Origin of the sequence: Bacillus pumilus (assembly GCF_003431975.1) — a bacterium.
In the GTDB taxonomy this organism is placed as follows: Bacteria; Bacillota; Bacilli; order Bacillales; family Bacillaceae; genus Bacillus; species Bacillus pumilus_N.
Genome location: NZ_CP027116.1, coordinates 2,073,137 through 2,095,771 on the forward strand (window position 1 = coordinate 2,073,137; position 22,635 = coordinate 2,095,771).

Annotated in this window: 33 protein-coding genes; 3 read left to right on the forward strand and 30 right to left on the reverse strand. The window is 31.7% G+C overall.

Annotated elements, in window-relative coordinates:
- Positions 1–149: 149 nt before the first annotated feature.
- The 9 genes from C5695_RS10630 to C5695_RS10665 form a co-directional block, all read right to left on the reverse strand.
- Positions 150–1,139 (reverse strand): tyrosine-type recombinase/integrase, encoded by a 990-nt coding sequence (locus C5695_RS10630; RefSeq protein WP_117730703.1) that lies wholly within the window; start codon positions 1,137–1,139, stop codon positions 150–152.
- Between the two features lie 2 nt (positions 1,140–1,141).
- Complete coding sequence (locus tag C5695_RS10635; RefSeq protein ID WP_117730704.1) at positions 1,142–2,530, reverse strand: DNA sulfur modification protein DndB; 1,389 nt, start codon at positions 2,528–2,530, stop codon at positions 1,142–1,144.
- Positions 2,531–2,627: 97 nt separating this feature from the next.
- Positions 2,628–3,695: a tyrosine-type recombinase/integrase gene (locus tag C5695_RS10640; RefSeq protein ID WP_117730705.1), complete on the reverse strand. Its 1,068-nt coding sequence runs from the start codon at positions 3,693–3,695 to the stop codon at positions 2,628–2,630.
- A 13-nt stretch (positions 3,696–3,708) separates the two neighbouring features.
- The gene (locus tag C5695_RS10645; RefSeq protein WP_187441825.1) at positions 3,709–3,891 is read right to left on the reverse strand and encodes a helix-turn-helix domain-containing protein; all 183 of its coding nucleotides are present in this window, start codon (positions 3,889–3,891) and stop codon (positions 3,709–3,711) included.
- A gap of 58 nt (positions 3,892–3,949) precedes the next feature.
- Positions 3,950–4,258 (reverse strand): hypothetical protein, encoded by a 309-nt coding sequence (locus C5695_RS10650; protein ID WP_117730707.1) that lies wholly within the window; start codon positions 4,256–4,258, stop codon positions 3,950–3,952.
- A gap of 12 nt (positions 4,259–4,270) precedes the next feature.
- A complete protein-coding gene (locus tag C5695_RS10655) occupies positions 4,271–4,456 on the reverse strand; it encodes a hypothetical protein (RefSeq protein ID WP_117730708.1) in 186 nt (61 codons plus the stop codon).
- 244 nt (positions 4,457–4,700) lie between these two features.
- Complete coding sequence (locus C5695_RS20825) at positions 4,701–4,829, reverse strand: hypothetical protein (protein ID WP_262379022.1); 129 nt, start codon at positions 4,827–4,829, stop codon at positions 4,701–4,703.
- A gap of 28 nt (positions 4,830–4,857) precedes the next feature.
- The gene (locus C5695_RS10660) at positions 4,858–6,021 is read right to left on the reverse strand and encodes an AimR family lysis-lysogeny pheromone receptor (RefSeq protein WP_117730709.1); all 1,164 of its coding nucleotides are present in this window, start codon (positions 6,019–6,021) and stop codon (positions 4,858–4,860) included.
- A 471-nt stretch (positions 6,022–6,492) separates the two neighbouring features.
- Positions 6,493–7,545, reverse strand: coding sequence for an AlbA family DNA-binding domain-containing protein (locus tag C5695_RS10665; RefSeq protein ID WP_233230856.1), 1,053 nt, complete (start codon positions 7,543–7,545; stop codon positions 6,493–6,495).
- Positions 7,546–8,069: 524 nt separating this feature from the next.
- On the opposite strand from C5695_RS10665, the gene C5695_RS10670 reads away from it, so the two are divergent.
- Both C5695_RS10670 and C5695_RS10675 read left to right on the forward strand, forming a co-directional pair.
- On the forward strand, positions 8,070–8,615 hold the full coding sequence (locus C5695_RS10670; protein WP_117730710.1) for a hypothetical protein: 546 nt from the start codon (positions 8,070–8,072) through the stop codon (positions 8,613–8,615).
- A 21-nt stretch (positions 8,616–8,636) separates the two neighbouring features.
- Complete coding sequence (locus C5695_RS10675) at positions 8,637–8,960, forward strand: hypothetical protein (protein WP_117730711.1); 324 nt, start codon at positions 8,637–8,639, stop codon at positions 8,958–8,960.
- Positions 8,961–9,218: 258 nt separating this feature from the next.
- Here C5695_RS10675 and C5695_RS10680 read toward each other — a convergent pair whose 3' ends face one another.
- The 21 genes from C5695_RS10680 to C5695_RS10755 form a co-directional block, all read right to left on the reverse strand.
- The gene (locus tag C5695_RS10680) at positions 9,219–9,398 is read right to left on the reverse strand and encodes a hypothetical protein (protein WP_117730712.1); all 180 of its coding nucleotides are present in this window, start codon (positions 9,396–9,398) and stop codon (positions 9,219–9,221) included.
- A gap of 104 nt (positions 9,399–9,502) precedes the next feature.
- Entirely contained in the window at positions 9,503–9,658 is a 156-nt protein-coding gene (locus tag C5695_RS20545) for a hypothetical protein (protein ID WP_187441824.1), read from the reverse strand.
- 16 nt (positions 9,659–9,674) lie between these two features.
- Complete coding sequence (locus C5695_RS20550) at positions 9,675–9,833, reverse strand: hypothetical protein (protein ID WP_187441823.1); 159 nt, start codon at positions 9,831–9,833, stop codon at positions 9,675–9,677.
- A 657-nt stretch (positions 9,834–10,490) separates the two neighbouring features.
- A complete protein-coding gene (locus C5695_RS10685) occupies positions 10,491–11,093 on the reverse strand; it encodes a hypothetical protein (protein WP_117730713.1) in 603 nt (200 codons plus the stop codon).
- A gap of 128 nt (positions 11,094–11,221) precedes the next feature.
- Complete coding sequence (locus tag C5695_RS10690; RefSeq protein ID WP_117730714.1) at positions 11,222–11,440, reverse strand: hypothetical protein; 219 nt, start codon at positions 11,438–11,440, stop codon at positions 11,222–11,224.
- Complete coding sequence (locus C5695_RS20555) at positions 11,427–11,576, reverse strand: hypothetical protein (protein WP_186299479.1); 150 nt, start codon at positions 11,574–11,576, stop codon at positions 11,427–11,429. Before C5695_RS20555 ends, C5695_RS10690 begins: the two co-directional genes overlap by 14 nt.
- A gap of 33 nt (positions 11,577–11,609) precedes the next feature.
- Positions 11,610–11,978, reverse strand: a complete 369-nt coding sequence (locus tag C5695_RS10695) for a hypothetical protein (protein WP_117730715.1) — start codon at positions 11,976–11,978, stop codon at positions 11,610–11,612.
- A gap of 16 nt (positions 11,979–11,994) precedes the next feature.
- A complete protein-coding gene (locus C5695_RS10700) occupies positions 11,995–12,207 on the reverse strand; it encodes a hypothetical protein (protein ID WP_117730716.1) in 213 nt (70 codons plus the stop codon).
- Positions 12,207–12,392 carry a hypothetical protein gene (locus C5695_RS10705; protein ID WP_117730717.1) on the reverse strand — a complete coding sequence of 62 codons (186 nt, stop codon included), beginning with the start codon at positions 12,390–12,392 and terminating at the stop codon, positions 12,207–12,209. Before C5695_RS10705 ends, C5695_RS10700 begins: the two co-directional genes overlap by 1 nt.
- Before the next feature lie 2 nt (positions 12,393–12,394).
- A complete protein-coding gene (locus C5695_RS20560) occupies positions 12,395–12,823 on the reverse strand; it encodes a hypothetical protein (protein ID WP_222928679.1) in 429 nt (142 codons plus the stop codon).
- 167 nt (positions 12,824–12,990) lie between these two features.
- Positions 12,991–13,182, reverse strand: a complete 192-nt coding sequence (locus tag C5695_RS10715) for a hypothetical protein (protein WP_117733096.1) — start codon at positions 13,180–13,182, stop codon at positions 12,991–12,993.
- Between the two features lie 78 nt (positions 13,183–13,260).
- A complete protein-coding gene (locus C5695_RS10720; RefSeq protein WP_117730718.1) occupies positions 13,261–13,485 on the reverse strand; it encodes a hypothetical protein in 225 nt (74 codons plus the stop codon).
- Between the two features lie 44 nt (positions 13,486–13,529).
- Positions 13,530–13,697, reverse strand: a complete 168-nt coding sequence (locus C5695_RS20565) for a hypothetical protein (protein ID WP_187441822.1) — start codon at positions 13,695–13,697, stop codon at positions 13,530–13,532.
- A 33-nt stretch (positions 13,698–13,730) separates the two neighbouring features.
- Entirely contained in the window at positions 13,731–13,943 is a 213-nt protein-coding gene (locus C5695_RS10725; RefSeq protein ID WP_117730719.1) for a hypothetical protein, read from the reverse strand.
- 11 nt (positions 13,944–13,954) lie between these two features.
- Complete coding sequence (locus C5695_RS10730; protein WP_117730720.1) at positions 13,955–14,215, reverse strand: hypothetical protein; 261 nt, start codon at positions 14,213–14,215, stop codon at positions 13,955–13,957.
- Between the two features lie 99 nt (positions 14,216–14,314).
- On the reverse strand, positions 14,315–15,928 hold the full coding sequence (locus tag C5695_RS10735; protein WP_117730721.1) for a DUF4942 domain-containing protein: 1,614 nt from the start codon (positions 15,926–15,928) through the stop codon (positions 14,315–14,317).
- 54 nt (positions 15,929–15,982) lie between these two features.
- Positions 15,983–17,845 (reverse strand): LPD29 domain-containing protein, encoded by a 1,863-nt coding sequence (locus tag C5695_RS10740; protein ID WP_117730722.1) that lies wholly within the window; start codon positions 17,843–17,845, stop codon positions 15,983–15,985.
- Positions 17,846–18,164: 319 nt separating this feature from the next.
- On the reverse strand, positions 18,165–19,397 hold the full coding sequence (locus tag C5695_RS10745) for a hypothetical protein (RefSeq protein WP_117730723.1): 1,233 nt from the start codon (positions 19,395–19,397) through the stop codon (positions 18,165–18,167).
- 311 nt (positions 19,398–19,708) lie between these two features.
- A complete protein-coding gene (yonT, locus tag C5695_RS20925; RefSeq protein ID WP_423749834.1) occupies positions 19,709–19,882 on the reverse strand; it encodes a type I TA system toxin YonT in 174 nt (57 codons plus the stop codon).
- A 960-nt stretch (positions 19,883–20,842) separates the two neighbouring features.
- A complete protein-coding gene (locus C5695_RS10750) occupies positions 20,843–21,955 on the reverse strand; it encodes a tubulin-like doman-containing protein (RefSeq protein WP_117730724.1) in 1,113 nt (370 codons plus the stop codon).
- Positions 21,955–22,152 (reverse strand): hypothetical protein, encoded by a 198-nt coding sequence (locus C5695_RS10755; RefSeq protein WP_125482359.1) that lies wholly within the window; start codon positions 22,150–22,152, stop codon positions 21,955–21,957. The genes C5695_RS10750 and C5695_RS10755 overlap by 1 nt, the downstream gene beginning before the upstream one ends.
- 227 nt (positions 22,153–22,379) lie before the next feature.
- On the opposite strand from C5695_RS10755, the gene C5695_RS20930 reads away from it, so the two are divergent.
- Positions 22,380–22,607 carry a helix-turn-helix transcriptional regulator gene (locus tag C5695_RS20930; protein WP_117730726.1) on the forward strand — a complete coding sequence of 76 codons (228 nt, stop codon included), beginning with the start codon at positions 22,380–22,382 and terminating at the stop codon, positions 22,605–22,607.
- Positions 22,608–22,635 lie beyond the last annotated feature (28 nt).

Consider the following 22,635-nt stretch of genomic DNA (forward strand, 5'->3'; position numbering starts at 1 on the left):
TGAGACAATGGTCTCAGTACACCTCCATTATCAGCGAATTCGCTGATAAGACTATACTACTATAAGCATAACAGGTTGTATAGGCAATATTTTGTCTTTTTTTGTCGAATAGGGCAATTATTTTGAATTTTTCATAAAAAAGAGACAAATCATAAAGATTTGCCTTCTTTTTTTAATTCATCAGCGTAATATTTTTTTATGGTTTCCTCATTCAAAAATTCTCTCCTGTCTGCAGTAATTTTTTGACGTAAATCATGAGCATTGACTTGTCTGTCATTATATATTTTATTAAGAGCTTTTCTATTTAACTCTTCCCCTTTTAACAAGAGTTTATAGCCCTCAAATAAAAGACCTGACTTAACTATTCCAATTGGTCTTAAAAACGACAAACCAAAGATTTCTTTGAAACTTCTAAAAGTAACACTCACTACAGTTCTTGATGCTTGTCCTTGCCTGATAGCATTGGTCTGTTTTGTTTTAATTACATATTCGTTAGCGGCCAATTTTACAATAGGATTTCTTAACCCTGGTTTCCCATTTAATGGTCGGTATTCCATTTGTGCATTTGCTTCAATACAGTCTTTTAAGGTCGAAGTATCTACCTTTACAGTTCTCTCACCAAATTTCGTATCACGAACAGTTAACATATTATTATTTTTTATGGCTCTTTCTATATCACTTTTTTTTAGACTTGTTATTTCACTCGCCTCAAATCCTAGTATACCTTCAAATAGTAATCTCAATAATGCCCTATCTTGAGGATTAATTAATTCCGCACACATTTTCTCTAATTCATTTTTTGTGATATACAATTTTAATGATGAATCTATACATGTCAATAAATCATTGGTTTTTATTAACCTGGCTAAATTATTAGCGCCCTTGGTAACACCGTTTGCAATTGACCAATCTATATAACCTACCATGGTGTATAAGAATGTTTCCAAAGATCCAAGAGAAGTTGAATACATTGCCCTTAGTACATTTAAAATTTCATCCGTTGTGAAATCAAATAAGTCTTTATCCCTTATTTTTTCTTCTTTTTGTGAATGGTTAAATAAAAGGGAGGCTTGCTTTAGCTGACTGTCACCACTTAATGTATCTAAATAAGTTTCCTTAAATTCCTTGTTATACCACAAAGCTATACACCTTCTACTTTATTCAATTTGTCTTTGACATATTTTAAAATATGATTTTTACTGTGAGTTACTTCATTTTTTTTATTCAAGACTTTGTATTTCGATAATTCTGGATTATTTCTGTTGAAGTTAAATCCTTTTTTTATAATTATTTGTTGCGTCATTTTTGCACTAATTCCAGAAGTGTACATATAATATGCTATTTCCATCAATCCAACTAATATATTTTTATTTATTACAATTGTTTTTTGCGCCTGCTCAAATTTGTCACCCAGAAACTCTTCATAATAAAGCTCAGTCACTTCATCAAAAAATTCCACCAAAAAAATTCCTATTTTTCTTACAGCTATCTGATCTTTAAGCAGTTTAGGAAATTTTGTAGCCTCAACTGCATTTGCTACCTCATTTAAAGAATATAAATAATCTGAATGAGTTGTAATTACATCATGATCTAAACTTATTCTTTGACCAATTACACTGTTGTCTCTAATATGAGTAACAACTTTGTTCACAGGATTTTCTTCGTTCATTTCTTTTAGTTTCGATAGTCTAACTGGGGTCATTGTATTATGCTGCCCAAATAACTGCCTAGCAACTTTTTGAGTTACGTTGTAAAAATCCACTTTCATGAATTTATCATCAAAGCTGCCAGACCTTACTGCTTTAGAAATGCCAACAATACGATGATAACCATCAATTACATCAACCAGAGTATCTGTCATTACCGTCAAACTTCTTTCATTTGGATCATAAGATATCTCGATACCCTCAGACGATGAACCAAATCTTGCATTAAATATTAATGTTGAACTTATTAATGTACCATCCATAGCTTTTTGAGAAATCTGTTCTACCGCATTTTGGTTTAGTTCAGGGATAGGAATTTCACCACTTAAGAACTCAAAATTTTTCGTCTCGCTAGTTCTCTGAGTTCTAGGGTTGTATTGTAGCAGATGATTTTCATACATATTTGCTATCTCACTTCTTTTAAGTAAAAACGTAAAATTGTTGTCATCTACTTTCGTAACATTCTCAAATGTTATAGGGAAATTCAGTTCATTATCTTTATTTTGTGAGAAACCTTCCCATGTTGTTTCAATTTCTTGTATTATTCTTTCTGGGAAGTAATTCACTGGATTAATCTTTTCATCTTTAGTTACTTCGTATATACCTGAAGCCAGCAGATATTTTTCTTCTTTCTGAAGTCCTTCCTTTCTCCCAAATCTAATAATAAGATTCATTGTTTCCCCTGGCGAAACGCCTTTATGAGAAAGAACATTTTGCAGTCTTTCTCTAAAATTTTTATCATGTTTATTTTTTTGCAATAGCATTTCTATTGTTTCGTTTAGTAAAGCGTCTTTTTCATTATCAAAAATAACTAGCTTGTTCATTTAATACACCTCTTCTAAAACAAAAATAACAAACAAATTATATTAAATCAATTTATAGTCATAAAATTAATGTAAATGTAAACTTACCTAACAAATTCTAGGAATTTTTGCATAGTGCTCTTATCGGTTTTTCGAAAAAAATTGACAAAATCCTCTTTGAAGCACTTTCAATTAATGAAAAATCTACTTCTTTATCCATTAATATACCCGCAGAATTTTCAATATTGTCGTTTTTAGTTAAATATCTCAGTGGAGTCTTAGGATCTTTATGATTCCCCTGAGCCATAGCAATTCGTATATCATTGCCAGACTCTTCATATGCTATATCTATCCCAACTCCCTTTAAAGAGTGAGGTTTAAGGTTTCTTGATGCAGGTATTCCTAATCTATCCAAAGCTCTGTTAAACGATTCTCTGTAAGATCTTGATGTCAATCCATCAAACACTAAATCATTCTCCATACAATTTTGTTTTTTTAATTGCCTTAGCTCATTTAAAAAGTTTTCATGCAGCCCTGTAGAAACTAAATACGACCCCTTGTTTAGGGCTTCTACTTTATATAATTCGCCGTCAACTTTCTTGATGTCCATCCATTTAACAGTAAGTGCATACTCAATTCTAAACGAAGTACGAATTAGAAATTTAGTGAGCAGTTTCTTCTTTAAGCCATTTTCCCGCTCTAATAGCATGTTTTCAGCAATTCTTTCTGCTTCAGTTTGTGTGGTTTTGCCATAGCTTTTAGAGATTTCTTTTAGCTTCTTTGTTGATCCAAATTGACTTAAATCAATTATAGAAGAATAAGTACTAACCGACTTAAGAAACTTGTATAAGCCTTTAATTGATATCACTTTACGATTAATAGTTGTATTCGCTAAGCCCTCTTCTTTCAGATACTTTCTAAAATTTATTAAGTCAATTGAGGTTATTTCAATATCACTCGGAGTTAAAAACTCTATACCCACTTCAGGTTTAATGAATTTAAAGAATTGCTTAATATCCCCATAGTAGTTCACTGCAGTGTTTGTCTCAAACATACTGTGTCTTCTTTTTACTTTTGTAAAGTGTCTTGTATTTCCTACCGATCCCTCATCATCAATTTTTTTTAGATATGTCATGATATCGTTATATACAGTGTATTCCTTTAATGGAACTGCTTTCGAATTCATTTTTCTCCCTCCTTCACATTAATTCTTCAATTGTTGAGTTAAGAACAATCGCTATCTTTGCCATTTCAATTAGCCTAGCCTCTTCAGGATTAGAGATGATTTGGCTTAGCCTTTTCACTGAGATGCCTGATTCAGCAGCTACACTCTCAATAGTTTTGTTTGATTGTTCTATAATATTAATTAAGTTATTAGGCACTGGCACATCTCCTTCGAATGCTTATGTATCTTAGATGCCCTGGCCATTGATGTTAATTTTATGTAGTGATAAAATACTCGAATTCATATTCAACAGATTTTCGAAGTTCTTTAATGAATTCCATTCTCTTACTATAGGCTGCGAGAAGATCTCCAGTATATGTGTTTCTCAATACGGTTTGATTAAAAGAAAACTCATCTATTTGTTTTAAGTATGCATCTACAGCTTGTTTAACCCTATACAGATCAACAGGTGAATTGATTGAAAAACTAAGGCTGCGTAAATATGTGAGCTCTTCTTTTAAGCTGTTGATTATTTCGTATTGATACTCAATGTCCGCACAGCTTTTTTCTGGTGATGCAATCACTAGCCTTACCTCCTAACTATTCAATAATTTCATGTATCCAGAAATCATCGACTTTCTAATTTGTTCTTTTTTAAAATCTTTATCTATGTTATTTGTATTTTCTTTATGATTAAACCATTCTCCTCCGAATTTATCTATCTTACGAGCATATACAGTTTTATTAAAATTTATAACATTGTCTTTTCTAGCAGCTAACATAGTTCTCCCCCTAAATTAGATATTCCCGTATGTCTTATTTATATTTTAATGGATAAAAAAACATATGTAAAGCCTTTTTCATGACAAATAACACATTCTTTTAATTATTTTTGAATGCGTTAATTTAGTTCCTATTCATTTGGGTTTAAGACTACAGGCACTTTCCCTTTAAATTAGAAAAGACGCTTAGCTCAGTAGAGCCAAACGTCATGCTATGTATTGCTAATATTTATTTTTGTTTAAATCAACCGCCACGACCTGGATCAGCTAACTTGTTTGTTGTATGTGATTTAGCTTGTTCATAATCACTTCCCGCTGCTACACCTGTTGCTGCTACCAATACCAACGTTAAAACTAGAATCATTTTTTTCATTATATCACCTCCCTTCAAGTTGTAAAGTCTACATTGCGAAAATTTCCAAAATTTCATTTTCAACATTCATTTTTTTGAGTTCGATTAATGGTAGTTGCATAAAAAATTTGTCTCCAGACTCCTTGAAAAACTTTACAGATTTAAAGAAGTCTCTTTTATCTTTGCTGATCAATCCTTGATAAAAATAATTAAAAGCTTTTTGTCCAGGCTTCAGTTTTTTCAAATCAATTGAGTTTAATATCTCAATAGCTTTCTTGTTTTGATTGTTCTTTATATGGTAAAAAGCATGTTCATGTTTATCTGAATAATGTTCTTTTTCTAAAGGAAGATACTTGTTTTCTTTACCCCAGTAATTTTCTAAAAAGCTTAATGAGCGATAAACTTGTTTCGTATAAATTTCATTATTATTACTGGCCTCAAGTGCTGCAAGAAAATACTTTTTTGCAGTATCATAATCACTAAAAATATATGAATTCCCACTGTGTAAGTTGCCAAAGACTGCAAACCTATTTGAAATATTTAATTCTGTAGCTAAATTTGCCAATCTTCTGGCCTCATCAATCCTTAGCTGTGCTAAAAAAGCATCAGAATTAATTGCGTAAACCCTACTTTTGTACGAACCAGCAATATATTCATTGCATAATTCGCTAAAGTCAAATTTGTTTATTTGCTCATTAAGCTCATCCATTCGGTTGAATTCAGTGTTTAAATTTCTGTTATGTAGTAGCACAATTCTGCTGAAAAGTTTCATTTCCTTTGTTTTAAGCTTTAGAGAGTGTAGCTTTTCTGTTGTTTCAAACTCGTCAATTTCGTTGCGTAGTAACTTTTTTTGTAATTTATAGACATTCGCCCATTCTTTACTTTCTGCATTTGTAGAGCTTTGCAATTTTTTAATTAGTTCTTCGGTAAATTCATTAAGATTATTAGATGCAGCGTACTCCAATCCATCTCTAGCTAACTGCTTTCGTGGATCTGTATTTAAAACAAACCTTTGTATTAATTCGCTTTCATTTTGTGGAAAAACAAAACGAACAATTTTTAATAAGGAGTTAAAACTCTTAAGAGGTCTGTCTTGTTCATTTAAAAATTTATAAAAACCTGATGTTTGTGAATATCCTGCCAAACTAGCTAATTTTGCTGCTAATGAAGGATCTTCTTCACATTTTGTCTTTAATACTTTCTTTATATCCACTAAATGACCTCCTTAACTTCTTATTATAAATATACCTTGTTTACTCCGTATAGTCAACCACAAAATATATGTTATTTGTATTTTATTGATTGAGTTTTGACTTACTTTTCATACATCATTAGTATAGTTATGAATATAAACTAAAGGAGTTCATCATTTTAATGTTAGAAGAAATTGATTTAGAAAAGATATACGACATTCGAGAACACCCTGATAAGAATAGCGGCCGTTGCGACAATTGTGATACAGATCAATTTAAGTCCACTATATCTAAAGGCGAATTCATACGTAAGTGTGCTAAATGTGGAATGAAAAAGAGGGTTTAATCCCTCTTATCCACCTGGACGAATATCAGTCATGCTCTCTCCTCCTATTCTATTACCCACCTACTTTAATCTCTCCAATAATCAACCCAATCACCATCTCGTTAAAATACTTCTTTTATTTAAATAACTAATAGTAGTAAACAACCTATTTTTTCTTTCGGAATTGTTCAAGCATTACTTTCAATATTTTAGCTGTTGCTATCCTTCTTCGGAATATTTCGTTATCTGTTGAAAAATGTTGATTAAGTTGATATTTTAGATCTTTCTTGAAATCAGTCTCTCTATGATAAACAAAATTTATAAAATCTTCTTTCTCAATATTGTCATTAAATATTAGAGTAACTTCCATAAAATTTCTATAAGCTATCAGTCCTTCTTCGCTTTCTTCATCAACAAAGAAAGAATGTAAATTATATCTTAGGTCATCAACAATAAAGTACTTAAAGTCAAATACATCATTGAAGCTGAAATTAATATGACCCCATTCTGCTGAGGGTGTGGTATACCTTCCACCATCTAAAGTTACCAACTCCATCTCCTTCAGAACTGTGCCATTAACTTCAAGTTCGATTTCCTCAACTGAAGTGTCCTCATTATACATTACATAAGAGTAAAACTCAGATATAGAATCTCTTAATGAATCTGAAAATCTGTACTTCATTGCATACTCTGGAATGTAAGCATGATAATAACCATAATCATTGGTAGACCAATTATCCTTATCTTTCAAAAGTTGACTGAACCTTTCTAATCCTGTTTTGTCGAGTCCAAATCTTTTTTTCCATAATGACTCGATGGTTGATAATGAGCAATTTTGATTAATTGGGGTATTACTATCTCCAGTTCTTGTGTAAATAAATCCTTCCTTAACGTTTTTGTACCGCTCCTTCAAGAAATAGGGTACATTTATTGAATTTAAAATAATTAATACATCAATGGATTTTCCTTCTATTAAAAATGATTGTAAAAACACTTCAGGTCTGACATCAGCAAATTTAATATTCCTAAGCATATCAATTATATCTGCTTGTTTCTTCTTTTCATCTTCTTTTAATCCTTTGATTTCACCAGAATCAGAAACCCCCACTATTATATAACAATCGTGATCATGAAGAGTATTAGAAAAGCATAGAATGTCATGAGTTAATTTCCAATTATCTTGATGCCACTTTTCTTTAAAATCCAATAATCCCTTCATAGCCAAGTTCAATTAAACTCTTAATTTTTTCTTTTGAAACAACTGTCATAAATTTTTACACTCTCTTTCATATAAAAGAATGATTTTATTTTAATAACTTTTGTCTCTCTTTTAATCTTCTATAAATACTCAACCCAAAATAATTGTATTTAAACGCATTGCTACACCTCTCTATATAAGAGTTATTTTCGCATATAGCTGGTCGATACTCACTAATATTTTCTTCTATTTTCCTCTTCAGATCCCTAAAATTCAATTTTGCACCTCATAAAACAGCCTAAGTTTCTAAGCTTCATTTTAAGGAAATACTTGCAAAAAATTAGAAGGAGCAACTCCTTGGGTTAGGTTTAAAGTTGTTTTTTTGTGTAAATATCCCCTTTTTAGGTGCAGGAAATTAGTAATACATTGAATGAAACAAGACAAAAAGCGTGTGATTTAAATACTATTTCTTCTAATTTATGTAAAAATCATTTCATTTTGTGATATCCTCACTATTGAAAAATGATTAGAAAGGGAGTATTCGAATGAATAAGTTTTTTGTTAAGATGTTGCTAGTTCTCATATCAGCAGCAGTATTTATTCCAGCTACAGTTACACATGCAGCAGAAAAGGTTGAGCAGAAAGAAGATGTGGTTGTAACTTACAATCCTACCGAACTTCAGAAAGAGCTTGCTCTAAGAAATGTACCACTAGATAAACAAGAAGCCTTACTTGAAGCTTTTAAAGCTATTGAGAATGCTAACAATGATCCACTTGCCACTACAAATGGCCCTAAGGGTGCAGCTATTAAGGCAGCAATCAAAGTAATTAAAGGCTTAGTAAATAATGACTGGGCACAATGGGTTTTAAAGCAACGTTTTGGAAAGGAAGCTGTAAATGGTACTGTAAAAAATGCTAACAAAATCATTAAAGAATTAGAAAAGATTATTGATGTTCCAAAAAATGCAGCTGGTAGAGCTCGCGAGGTTGTTTCTGCAGAGCTTAGAAAACATATAGATGGAGGTGTAGCTGATACAATTGGACTTGTTGTTGAATACATTGTTCTCACTGCTGATTTACTCATACTTTAGATAAAAGGATGGTGACTGTATATGTCACAAAATCAATTCATTCAGTTCCAAAAAGCCAATGGTTTAGACGATGAAGACGTTCAATTCCTCATCACTCTCTCAGGAGCATTTTGTACCTGTGAAGAAGAAAACAAAAAGGCATATGATATAACAAGAACAGCGTTCATTAGACACTTTGGTGAAGAATTAAACCTTTCAGAAATTGAAGGAAACACTAGAGAAGAATATGAAAAGATCATCAATCAATTTCTAAGCAAGAAGGATAAAAAAATCAATGTAGATGAACTCTTACAATCTTTTTATGCTGCAGATATGATGGATGGATTAAAAAAGAAATTCAATTAATGGCCTTCGTAAGTAAATTGTGTGAAAAGGGGAGCTGTTTATATGCTCCTCTTTCTTATTAAAAACATCATTTTATTTAATTATCTCACAATGCTCTTTTGGATATTCACTGTCTTTGTCACAATTTTTCATCAGTGTAAAACTACCTTCCCACTTTGCAGCAGTTAGAATATCCTCCTTTACAGACACTGTTTCCCAGCCTTCTTCGATATCTTTAATAACCCTATATTTATTTTCCGTTATTGAATTCCCTTTTCTCTATTCGTTATCCAAAAGATATGTATCTACTATTTCTTTTTCAATGTTTTCAATCTCTACAACCTTATGATTATGATAATCCCCTTCATTAAACATTCTTTGAGCTTCTTCGAGAGTAGTAGCTCCTTCAATTACAACTTTCTTAATTGAAACTTCTTTAAATTGGATTTCGTAGCTCATGTTTATCTCCTCGTACTCCCGATGCCTTCATTGCATCTGCGGATAATAGACTATGTATATTTTTAGTATAACACTATACACCTAATAACTCAACACAATATATGTTATTTGTTATTTATAATTGCTTGTACACGACTATATTCATTTTGGAGTCCTTTATTATTATTAAATAACTCAATTTCTTTTAAAAACTCAACATGTTTCTTCTCAAAGCAATTTTTGTTAGTTATTTTTTGTTTTAATTGTTTTCCAATTGGCACTGTAAACCTCCTTTGCTTAGTAATTTAATTTGATGTTTAAGTATTCCTCAACACTGCCACCAAAGCCTTTATACCCTTCTTCAAGTTCATCTAAAATTTGTTCCTGATCAGCCCAACCTTTGAACATATTGTGCATGTTTGGTTTTGAAAGTTCTTTCTTAATTAAATCTCGCACATTATTCACCCCTTAAATATATGTAATTTATAATTCATCCAGAATAAACAAATGCACAAAGCAGCATAATGGCCAATATACTAAATACAGCAACACTGATTAAATCATCTAGCCGTTTTAATAACCGCTCCTGGATTGTTTTCAACATCTTCACCCTTAGAATGTGTGTTATTTAATTGTTTAAAACTCATGTTTTAATGTGATTTATATCTAATAGTGCTTCTTCTTGAATCGAATCAAAATTCACATACTTCATTTCTGATAATTGTCTATTGATCAAGTTCTTGAATTCAATTAATGCCTTCTTTTTCTTCTCTTTTTCGCTTGTGTTAGGAGTGAACAAATACTTTTACTGTGTTGTTTTGGTCTAGTTTGATTTCAATATATTCACCATACACTTTGTTTCTCTCCTTTAAAATGACGTATATATGTACCTTTTTTTTAATTGTTGCAAGTAAAGTCGTCCTAAGACGACTTCAATCTGTTCCTTTTCTCTTTGTCTTCCCTCGCTTGACGCTCTTTGCAAATTCCATTTCGTACATCAGGCTTAGTTGAGTTGTCGTAATACTCATCTAGAACCTAGTCAACTTTACATGATTGGCACATTTTTGGAAGTTTCGGACTTGGTTTTACTCATGCACATGCACTTTTAAAACATTAAAAATTCTTTGACTCTTCTTTTACGATCCATGCTTTTAATTCAGGAATCAATCTGAGCACCTCATCGGAAATATGAGCAAAGTCTTCCATTACATTACTTTGCACTGTTGTCAGAAGCATGTTTAGATCGTTTAATGGTTCAATTAAATCTGCGTATTTGTATACTTCAGGTATGCCGTGTTTTGGAATTCTTTCTTTAACGAAATACAGTATCTCATCTAATACCTCTTTATCTTCAGTTGAGAAATGGCTGGAATCCACATATGCCTCAAAATCATTAAGTGGCATTGGAAGACTGACAGAATCTAATTCTTCAGCTGTAAAGCTTGCAATTGAAGGGATATTATCATTATGCAGCTGTACTAAAAGATTGTAGCTCCCCTCATCTTCTTGCCTTGATATAATTATAGGCTTAGCATAACCAACTGCACCTGGAACACTTCTGGCTGAAAATTTTTGTCTCTCGATGAATCCGATCATGAAATTTTGAAAATTAGGATCAACATTCCACATTTCTTTAAAATGTTTTTTAAATTCAGCTGCCTGATAATTTTCATCTTTCTCCAGTTGTTTAGCAATTTTATCAATAAATTGTTTCATTATCTCATTCCCTTTGTGTTATTTAAACATTATCACTATAAACAATTGTTGATAATATTTCCATTAATTTGCTCATAATGCTACTGTCAATGAATCAGATTAAAAGAAACATTTTATAGAAATGTACTTCATTTACGTTTAACTGTTATTTCAATGAAATCTCCACTATCAGTAAAATTCACACTTTCTGTATCCAATGCAAAATCCAGATCAATTCCCGACAAAAAATTCTCTACATTAATCTCTTTTCCATTTTGACTAATAAGATACCAGCTATTCGAATTTTCCCTATATTGAATTTCACCTTTTATATTTAAAATGGTTTTCAACGGTTCAGCTTCGGGCATTTTCCAACCACTCCTTTCTATCATCAAACATTTTTTGATTTTCTAGTAACTTAATAGCATAAACAAAATCGAGCGCATATTCACTATCTTTGTTCTTCTTTAGTTCTTCCCTTAAAAACTCAATTACTTTATCCAATGTACATCATCCTTTCTGTAGAAAACCAATATTTCACCCGATATTAGCAATGTATGAAGTAACATGTTCATAGTTGTAACTGTTGGATTTTTCATAGCCTTCATCTGTACCCAAGTGCTCTAGTTTATCAAAAAGAAATGTCATTTCTTCTTTGTTTTTTGGCATTGGTAATGATACAGGGCACTTGCTCCATTTATCAAAACACCTGCTATTATCTGCGCTGATTTTTCCATTGATGCAATGGTATGAAGAATTTAGATTGTTTTCATCATGAGCTGTACAGAAACCTGCGAAAATACCTTTCCCTGTTACTGTAGCAAAATTGTACAGACCCTCTTCCTCATTAACTTCAACAATAAATCCTTTATTTTTAAGATTTTCAACAATGTCATTAAACTTCAAGGCTACCACCTCACTATTATGTATTAAACCTATTGTCTTCTTTATCGTCATTCTTCAATATCCTTCTCAACTGATCAAATTCATAATCAAGAAAGGGTTTTAATTTAGGTTCGGCGTTCAAAAGATTAAATTCAATAAGATTTATAGCTTCCCTAGCCCTTTGGATGCGCCTCGCTTTTCTTCTAGCTATCTTTTCATTTTCTTTTGCCGTTTCTTCAAATGAGTCCATTAAAACAGATCCCATCCACATTCATTTACAATTTCTCCACTGGCAAGATGCTTCAAATCATAACCTCTTTCACCGATACCAATAATTTGAACTTCATCGCCTTTCTCTAGCTCGACTGTAAAATTGCTGACATCCTTTCTTAAAATCTTCACATCATTAAGTTTTAGATTTTCGGCTTTTTTCATATTTAATCACTCCTAGTATTCATAGGTTCTGCCACTATTTCAGCACATTTATAGCAATAAACAGGTTCAAAATAATTATCAACATTAGTAGAGTCAACGTGCATGATTTTGCCATCTTTTGCACCTTGCTTGTTATCAATAAACTTAATAGCCATTACGGATACCTCATTATAAAAATAACGACTGTTTTTACAATCTGGGCAATAATATTCACTAGCCAATTCAAAACACTTTTTACATGCAATGTGCGGAGACTTAATAATATTCTTTTCATCCAAACCTGTTTCAAGAAAATTCTCACTTCGATCATGTTCCCCACACATAGATTTATCATGACTACCTGTGTATGCATGGTACTTTGATTTTGGATGAATCCAATTGTGATCTGCCTTTTTACTTTTAGTCGGTGGCAACTGCCACACTCTATTCAAGATATCACTCACTCCTCTCTATAAAAACAGAATTTATCGTTTTCCCTCTGTGCACCTTTGACAAATATCAAGCTCTTCCTGCTCCTTGAAAATTGGCGCTAATTCTTCCTCGCAAATGACACACTTCTTCATATATTGATCACTCCTTTATGCAGAAAGCATTTAATCTATTTCCAATTATAGCGCTCTTTCTCTTTTTCAGAATCGCCCACATGTGAGAGTATCCAATTATGATAACCCTCTTCTCCGCAGTTAGGGCAATCCATTTCTGATACGTTTTTCAATGTGTTTATAGTAGGATTTTCGGCAAACAGGTGATGATTGCATTTTATGCAAAGAAACACAACTTCATTTTCCAATCTCATCACTCCTTTCTGTAGAAAATTAATTTTTATCAATAAATCCAATTCTCTTGCCAATCGTATAATTATCCCTTTTTAAAAAACGTTATGTAAGCTTTTGATTTTCACCACTAGATCATCTAAGATGACTCGTACATCACTTTTGTCAACATTGCCCCTATTAGCTATTGAGATAGATGTCTTGTCTATTAGTTCCCTTTCTACTTCTGCCTTTTTCTTTTTAATTGATGTCTCTAGCATTTCTTTTTTAACAGTAACATCCCATAATTCTTTTTCTAATTGAGTCAACTTTTCACTCATGTTTTTTCTCTCCTTTTATGTTTAAAATCAACATTTTATTTAGTTCACCAATCTCTACCGTTCTTTACTGCTTCTAAATCTTCTTCTGCTTGCTTTACATATTCTGCATTTCTTTCATTTCGAAAACTTGAATCTGTATCAGTTCTATAAGCACTTTTCACTTTTTCTAATTGACCTTCATAATAAGCGATTAACTGTTCTCTTGTTTTCATATTATCATTACCCTTCTGTATAAAATTAGAATTTTATTTAGTATATAACATTCCATTTTCCATTTTTATACCAAGTATTTTTAACGAGTCCTTATCAAACTCCATAGGTTTAGATCCTGCTTGATCCATATAATAAGTTATTGCGTGTTTTGGATCACAAAAGAACTCTGTATACCATTCGCTGTACTCTACTTCTGTTTTATCTGTTATATGCTTGCCACACATTCCGCATTTAATTTTCTCCATAAGGCACCCCTTTATTTCAATACTGTTTCCAACGCTACATAAATTTTCTCATGAAGATGTATGGCGGTTCTAATCGCTTCTTCACTTTTGAATCCAAATTCTTTACCTAGATACCTAACGTCTATATTGAATCTCCCTTGTTCTGTTCCAGGATAAATAACGGCGATTGGCTCAGGTGCTGCTGAGTGGACTCTATAAATGACTTTATAACTTGTTTCTTCTTGAATGCTGTATCCTTCATTTTGACTTTTCTTTTGATTATATTTCTTCATCTTAGTCCCTCTCAGCACCCGATGACTTACTTCATCTGCGGTTTTTCTATATCTTTATTATATATGTAATTTGTATTATTGTAAATGGTTTTTTATATGTTATTTGTGCTTTTTTGTTAACATTAAAACCTTTGATGTATCTAACATATAATAGAACTTGTTTTTCATTGTATTGTTATATTCTCTCTCACCTTCAAATTCATTGATAACCGCTCTTTCCTCTTCGTTCATTTCAGTATACTCTGTATTACCGTATGATGGTGGCAGCCAACCCTTTTTCTGACTTCCAAAAATATTAAATTTCTTTAAAATCTCATCATTTTTAAATTCAATATGACATGTCCCTTTTTTGTAAAACGTTAAATAGAAATACTTCAAATCAATTTTTTTCGTTTCCCCATAGTGTTTAGATAGTTTTAGAACTTCATCAATATTAACATCTTCAGTAAGCCCATTGTCTAGGTAGTTGAAGACTTTTTCAATGTCTTTAAGTTTGTCCATAACAGTATAATATGTAGGATCATAGCCAATCCAGGAAACATATGCATTAAGTGGTATAACAACTTTTTTGTTTATTTTATAAGATTTGTTTGTTTTCCATCCGTTATATAAATGAACATTTTTTGATGTTTTATCATAATAGTGTTTATGGCTGAACTCCTCAAACAAATTTAAAATGGTTTCTTCGACTCCCTGAATCATTTCTTTACTCATTTGTATTCTTAATGTGTATATGTTGAATAATGAGAAATCGTAGTCCTTTAACTCCTCGACATGCTGCAAATATTTTTGCTTTAGATTGCTTGTAAAAAGACTCATAAACTCCGCATTATTAAACAACGTATTCCAATACTTTTGTCTAACCCGCTTTACAAAAGCGTTTTCTATATCTTCTTCATAGTTGTTCCTAGATGAATCTAATTCCAGCTTTAATATAGGCGAAGACTTTTCTTTAAAACTATGTAAAATTAATGGCTTCATGCTGTTGTATTCATTTATTAGTTTAAGTCCTGCTTTTATCTCGTAGTTGAATTGCTCAACAATTCCCCTTATGTAATCAGAATCAATTAATTGAGTTGATTTATAATCATTTGAAAGTTTGTGGCTTTCATCCTTTTGCAATTCATCTAAAAGAACACTGTTATATTCACCGTTATCAATTTTTATATAAACTAAAGCTGTCTCTACGCTTGTCTTTCTTTCAGAACTAACAAAAGCATCTTCTAAAAAATCAACATCTGCATTAAGATCAGTCAACCTTCTTACAAGATGTTTTCTGTCATTCGAATAGGGATTTTTTAAAGTTTCGGCGTTTAATAAACAAACAATCTGACCCGCTCTATTCTGTGATTCAATCAAATCAATAGCCTTCAATAAATGCTTATCTCCATTACTGAAGGGAGGATTCATAAATATTAGATCATATTTCTTGTATGTATTAAAAGTTAGAAAGTCATCTGAAATAACTCTGAAATCTTTACCTTTTAAGACGTGGCGCAAGTTCTCATCGTGCTCAATAGCATCGATGTCATATTTTGAATTACGTCTGTAAGCCTTAGTGTAATCAAATTGTTTGTGAACTGCTTCCACCAAATTACCTGAACCTGCTGATGGTTCCAATACTGATTTTATATTCTTCCAATGAACCTTTTTATTCATTTTGTTTATTATACTTGCTGGAGTGGGATAAAAATCTGCATTTTCTTTAAACATGGATTCTCCTTTATAAGGGAACGCATCCTTCGAATCATACGTTCCCTTTTCAATTTAATTTGTTCGATATGTGTTTATAATAGGTTTTAAATTTTGTTTTTCGAAGTAATCCAATACTTCATCAAATTGCTGTTTATCACATGATAGATACTTGCTGGAAAGAGTCATGAAACCTTTAGATTCTGTAACGTTATTCAATACATTTTCAGGAAGGTCTTGCCATCCTTCATAAATCAATAAATCGGAATAAAAATGGGTACAGTACAATTTTCTTTTGTTTTGAGGCTTAAAGACAAGTTTTACTGCATTATCATACTGAGCATATTTAGTTGGCTCACAAGAATCGAATGTGATTTGTTGTGTAATGAATGACCCTAAATCAGATATGTAGTAAAGCGTATATTTTTCACCTTTCTTCAAATCTCCATGTTCAAATTGTTCTTGGATTCCTTCTACTTCCATTAATAATTTATAAAGATTTTGCTTAAGTTCTGGTATTTCAATTTGTTGAATGATACTCTTTGAAAGAGTAATATTGGCCAATAGCAGTTCTTTTTTGAATGCATTTTTATATGCTTTCCACTCTTTATCTTTCCATGTTTTAAACAAGCCTAACTCTTCAATGATAGATGTTGAAATATCTTCCATTGTATTAGCTTGAGTGATAAGTTCCTTTAAATCGTTTTCTTTCAACATTTGTTGATGCTCAACTGTCTTTTTGATTTCACAACCCTCAACTAATCCCACATATCTCGCATAAGAATGACCTTGAGCATCTACAATAAACTTCAATTCACCATCAAAATAAACCGCTACGCCTTTTCTAAACCATTTGACGGTTCTTTTTTCTAATTCGTCCATCATATCGTAATCTAAATAAGAATTAATCCTATTATCTTCTGTGAAGCTGCCTCCCGTTTCGTTTAAGAAGTCAAAGTTATTCATTAACATATTCCTAAAATATTCAAACACCTCAGGTCTTGTAAAATGAACTTCTTTAGTGATTTTTACATCTACGTTTGAATAATCACCTTTTTCCACTTCATTCTTATATTCTGTTAGTGTACAATTCTTATTTAAGTTAGCAAATTGTGAATTCATCACGAAATATTGATGTTCTTCATCAAGTTCTTTGATTTCAATAGATGAAGTGATTTCTTTTACCTTTTTGGACTCTTCAAGTTGAGAACTTTGATATTCTTTATTTATTCTTTCCTGTTCTTCGAGATACTGTTTAAATTCTGCGTCTTTTTTTAGTTTCTCCTCATTTGCTTTTTCTTCTGATTTTAAGTCATATAATTCACAGTCAGTTTTAATTTCTTCAGTTTGTTCTGATTGTGAATATTCCCAATCAATTGACACGTTACCGTAAAAATTATAGCTACCAGCATAATCTGTATAAGGATCTGCAGCACTATAACAGTGGCGGTAATGGTTTAACACAGCTTCACAATATTCACGAACTGCAGAAAGATAAATACTCTTATTCTCATAAGGCGTTTTCTTGATTTCTATATTAATACTGTTGTACATATAGTTTCCGCCTGTTCTCACAGAGAACTTAAAACCTGGAAAACGTTGAGTAAGGTGTTTTTTAATTTCTTTAGAAATTAATTTCACATCTTGTTCTTTATTTACTTCAAATGGTTCCCACTGTGTAGCATTCCAGAGATTAAAATTATTTTTTTTCATTTTTTTGTTTTGATTCTTCGTTTCAATGTATGTAATTTTATTTTTAGTGATATCGTTAGCAACTTCTAAAGATTCATTAGTACGTTTACTCCACCAACATTTTTTAAATCCAGAGTATCGAAAACCGTTAGATTTTAAATGAGTCAATGTTTCATTTCCTGGCTTATTATCAAAGTATAATTCGATTCCATTCAATTCTTCATTAATTTTTAAAACTGCTGTCATTTTCAATCTCTCCCTTTAAAATATTCATTTTATTTCGTTCTTTTCTATATCTTTATTATATATGTTATTTGTATTTTAATCAATACTTTTTTTATGTTATTTTTAATTTAATTCAGTATTTCATTACGTCCTATGAGGGGTTTGGGGTGGTGTAGGACGAGAGGGCAATTCAACTTGTTGAAGTGACCAAAAGTCAGCACCCCAAGGTCTTATTTTCACTCTATATGTTATTTATAATTTTAACTTCTTTTCTTTTACGAGAGATGGCTCAAAACCGTTGTGGCTGTTGAGTTTTTTTAATGATTTATTGCTTTTGTTTTCATAGGTCATTTTCTAACCACTCGATTAATAGACGTCTCATTCTAAATGATGGGATGTAAATGTTGATTGATTTATTATTCCTTATTGCTGATCTCCATATCCATTGAATCATCTCTGATAATGCGTAAATGTCTTGATCTATATTTATGTTATTCTGCTTAAAGAAATCATTAATAGCTGGATTAACAAATCTGTTGATTGAATAAACTAATGATTTCTTGTGACTGTATTCATTAGTCGCTTTAATATTACACGCTAAGAATCCTTTAGTGTATCCTTTACCACTCAACTTCCCTTTATGAGACTTAAAGGTTGTCCAAAGGTTCTCATTTGATTTAGACTTTATGATATTTTGGTAATAGTTTAAGATGTTGTTTTTTAACCGCTTATGTAACACTGTTCTACTTTCAAACCAATTTTTAGACAATGCGTAATAGTCGTCACCTACCTTGTTCAGATCTCCTTCGTAAATCTTTATCTTATTCTTCAAAGCAGCTTTAACCTTTTGGTCTAGGGATTCATTATGTTTAATTAATTTATAATTTTTACTTTCTTTTATAACTGATAACAATTCATATTCAATACCGTGTAAGTCAAAATAATACTTTTGAATCTGAGCATTAAACAAATATGTTAACACGTACACCTTGTTAAACTTAGCAAAGACATCGCTAGGGAATTCCCAGAACAAAACAGATTCATTGTGATAGATTAGATTATCACTTTTGGCCAGCTTCTTTAACGACTGGAATTCTCCTTTGTATTCCCTATTCAATTTTTCTTCATTCTCAGAGTTCCACAATATCTTTCCGTTGTTGTTAATGATCCATTTATTTTTAAATAACATATCTAAATCATCTTTAGAAATATTGAATTTTTTAATCACTTCCATTGATTCGTCCAGCACCAAAGTATAATTGCCTGAGTATATTAAATCTTTAGTTGTTTGATCAGACATACTAAATAATGCATGAGTTGCAACAATGTCCTTGTTTTCAGAAAGTAACTTATGAAAGGAATCAATTTTATACAATACTTCTCCCTTTTCTGTGTGAACCTTTGGCTCATAAAACTTTCTGTTGCTGCATGACTTCTTAATTCTTGATACTTCATCCAGATATGGCGTGATAAAAATGAAATGCTTATCTAAAGATGCTTCATTCATGTGATCAATCATTAGACTCGTTTTACCGCTGCCCATAATCGAATCAATAATTTTTACTTTTGACATTCGTTCTCCCCTATTCAAAATTATATGTATGGCGAGCTGAGCTACCGCTCACCGTTTAAAACATTTAAATATAAAATAAGATAACCATGAAACAATAAGGATTAATGTAGCAATAGCATATGTCAAGGTAACAATGTATTGTGTGCTGCTATTGAATAACCCTTTTATAAGCCAGAATACAATGAATGTGATACCAAATGTTATAAGTGAATAGTACAATGGATTATGTTTCATATATGTTTACAAAGTGCTGTAAGGTGCTATAATATAGGTGACAAAGGGAGAAGTTATCTCCCAATGTCTAATGATGTTTATCGGCGTATACGTTGGCGTGTCCTTGTCCGAGGTCGCTTATGTGTACGCTTTTTCTTTTGGCTTATACTTTTAGTGATACTGACAGCCTTCTCAATAATCACAAGCATATTGATTAGGATTGTAGTAAGACTGATTAGTAAAGCCATAATTATAGTCACCTTTTCAAGCACTTTTGCACCTCCTTTCCATACTTATATTATAACACATAATCTTTATAATGTATGTAATTTGTAGTTTATTATTTGAATTTATTTATATTTATTTTTGTGATTAGATTCGTTTGTATGGTGTGTTGTATATGATTAGATGATTGGTTGAGTGTTTGATTTAAACGGCTGTGTGAGGCTGTGTGAGGCTTTGAATGTGCTTAGGATTGATATCGTGATGTATGAGTGATGAGGACTAGAATATATTATGGTGGATGTGTGAATGCTATAATATGATGCGTACTAGTTAGGCTAGATAATGTGAGAGTGATAAAGTATATAGTGTGAGAATAGACAATATTAAATTTAAATATTATAAAAAATAACACTTCGATTTTCTGCCCCCCGTTATTCATACGAAGAGTTCCGCATAATGGAACAGATATTGAAAATCGAATCATTTTTTTAAAATTTTTAAATTTAGTTTAATAAAGTATTGATTTTTCTTATTAATTGTGCGTCAAGTCAATTGCAAATAAAAAAGCAGACACACAAAGGAATCTGCATTATAACTATAATTATAAGTCGTATTCATAACTATCTATTACCATTAGAGGGGGGTATATTAACATCCAAACCGCATAAATAAAGAACAAATGTGCCCATAGCACTTCCATTTCCACACCCTATAAATTTTATCGATTTTAGCCTATTTTCTATCGTACTTGCTATCGTAAACGCCTTATATATCAACGTTAATCCCTTCCCCTACTCACCCATTTTTCCTGATTTTCATCAAATTTACCCACTTTTACTTACTCCCACAACGACTTTACGATCACACATCCCTCATATTGATCAAAATATCACCAAATCCATTGCTATTACTGTGTTTTTTCTCCGTTTGATCAATTTTACGATATCGTCCTCAAAAATTTACGATAACAAAAAAATGAGACAGTCAATTGACCATCTCACCTGGTTTTATCCCTTTAATGATTTTAGTTTTTCTAAGAAACTTCCCTTGCTTGCTTGTTTCTCACCCTTGTTAGTGTGAGTCTGCTGCCTTAAAAATGCTGACTTCGAGTTAAACTTTGGAACATATACCTCTTCTTTAACTGGTTCAACCTTTCTTGACTCAATCAGGTCATCTAATTGCTTCATTCTGTCGTTAATCCATCCTAGACCACTTAAAATACAAATCACTTGATTCTTACCAGTATCATAATACCCTTTAAATAAATCTAATGGTTCACCCTCACTGAAAAGTCTCTTAAAGCTAATCTGATCAGTTAAATCTGCATTGCCGTCTATAATAACACCAGCTTTAACTAATGAATCAAAAGTGTCTGCACTATATATCGATTGCTGCCACGACTGTTTAATATCATCATGAAGAGTGTTTGCGAATTTTCCTTTGTTGTAATCAGATAAATCCATTTTTGATATCACTGTCACACCTGGAGTATTGAAAATTTGATTTAAGTCCTTCTTGTCTAATGTACTGTAGCTAGATGGAAGGTTTGTATACCCTTCAACTTCTTCAAGCATATCAATAAATTGTTTGTTTACCTTTTGGTATAGGATTGGCTCTGATAATGATTTAATGCCCTTTTGAGACACTTTAAGATTGTCTAGTGGAATTATATTCAATTGTTTTTCTGATAGTTCCTGAAGGCATTCTACGGTGTTTAATTGATTCAATACCACTTCACTTTGATCAGGTAGTACGGGTACACCAACTACGGTCTTGTTATCCAAATATTCATCTAATAGTTCAATTAAGGTCGGCGTAATTCCTGATCCTGTGCCTCCTGCAGTAGAAAAGACTACAAACACAATTTGAATCGATGGCTTTTCCATTGCTTCTTTAATAAATTCAACAGATGATTCCCAGTTATTTTTGAAATAATTGATAGCTGCTTCTCTATCCTTGCCAACTCCCTCAGATCCTACTAATTTCAGTCTATCTTCAACAACTTCTAAACTATTTAGATCTGAGCTAGAGTAATTGACAGCAATACTGAAATACCCTCTTTTCATTGCTTCATCTGCAATGCTCCCACCACATTGACCAATTCCAACAAATCCATACATTAAACCATTTCCCCTTCCAAATGATATTCTAAGGCCATAATTCCATATGAAGTAATTATAAATTTATGGTGTTTACTTGATGAGTCTCTTTCAATAAGTAGCAGTGCCTCTAATTTACTTAAAGCTGATCTTATAGCCGCTTCTGAAAATTGAGTGTCTAGTTTAACTGATTCGATCTTGAAGTCTTCTTTTGTCATTCCTTTTATTAGCCTGTTCGCTCCGCATTCTTGCAGCAATGTTAACAGTGATACATCATCAATATTTAATCTGGCCACAACTTCATCAAAATATGTCTTACTGCACCTCCACTGATAGAGTAACAAAAATTATCTAAATAGACAATTTTTTTTATCCATTTGAGTGAATTAAATTGAACATTTGAATAAAGACAACACATAATATAAAATTCTCATTGGGTGATATTATGAAATATAAGGTTAGAAGCAATTTAAAGGACTACCTAAACTCTAAAGGTATCAAACAGAAGTGGCTTGCAGACCAAATAGGCACTAACTCCAGTAGAATTTCTATTTGGTGTACTAATAATGATGAAGGTTTCTGTCCCAATCCCCCATCACTTCCTTACGCTATAGCATTATGCAATACGTTGAGATGTGAAATACATGATCTCTTCTCAATTATTAAAGACTGAGTAATCAGTCTCTCTAACTAAAATACAA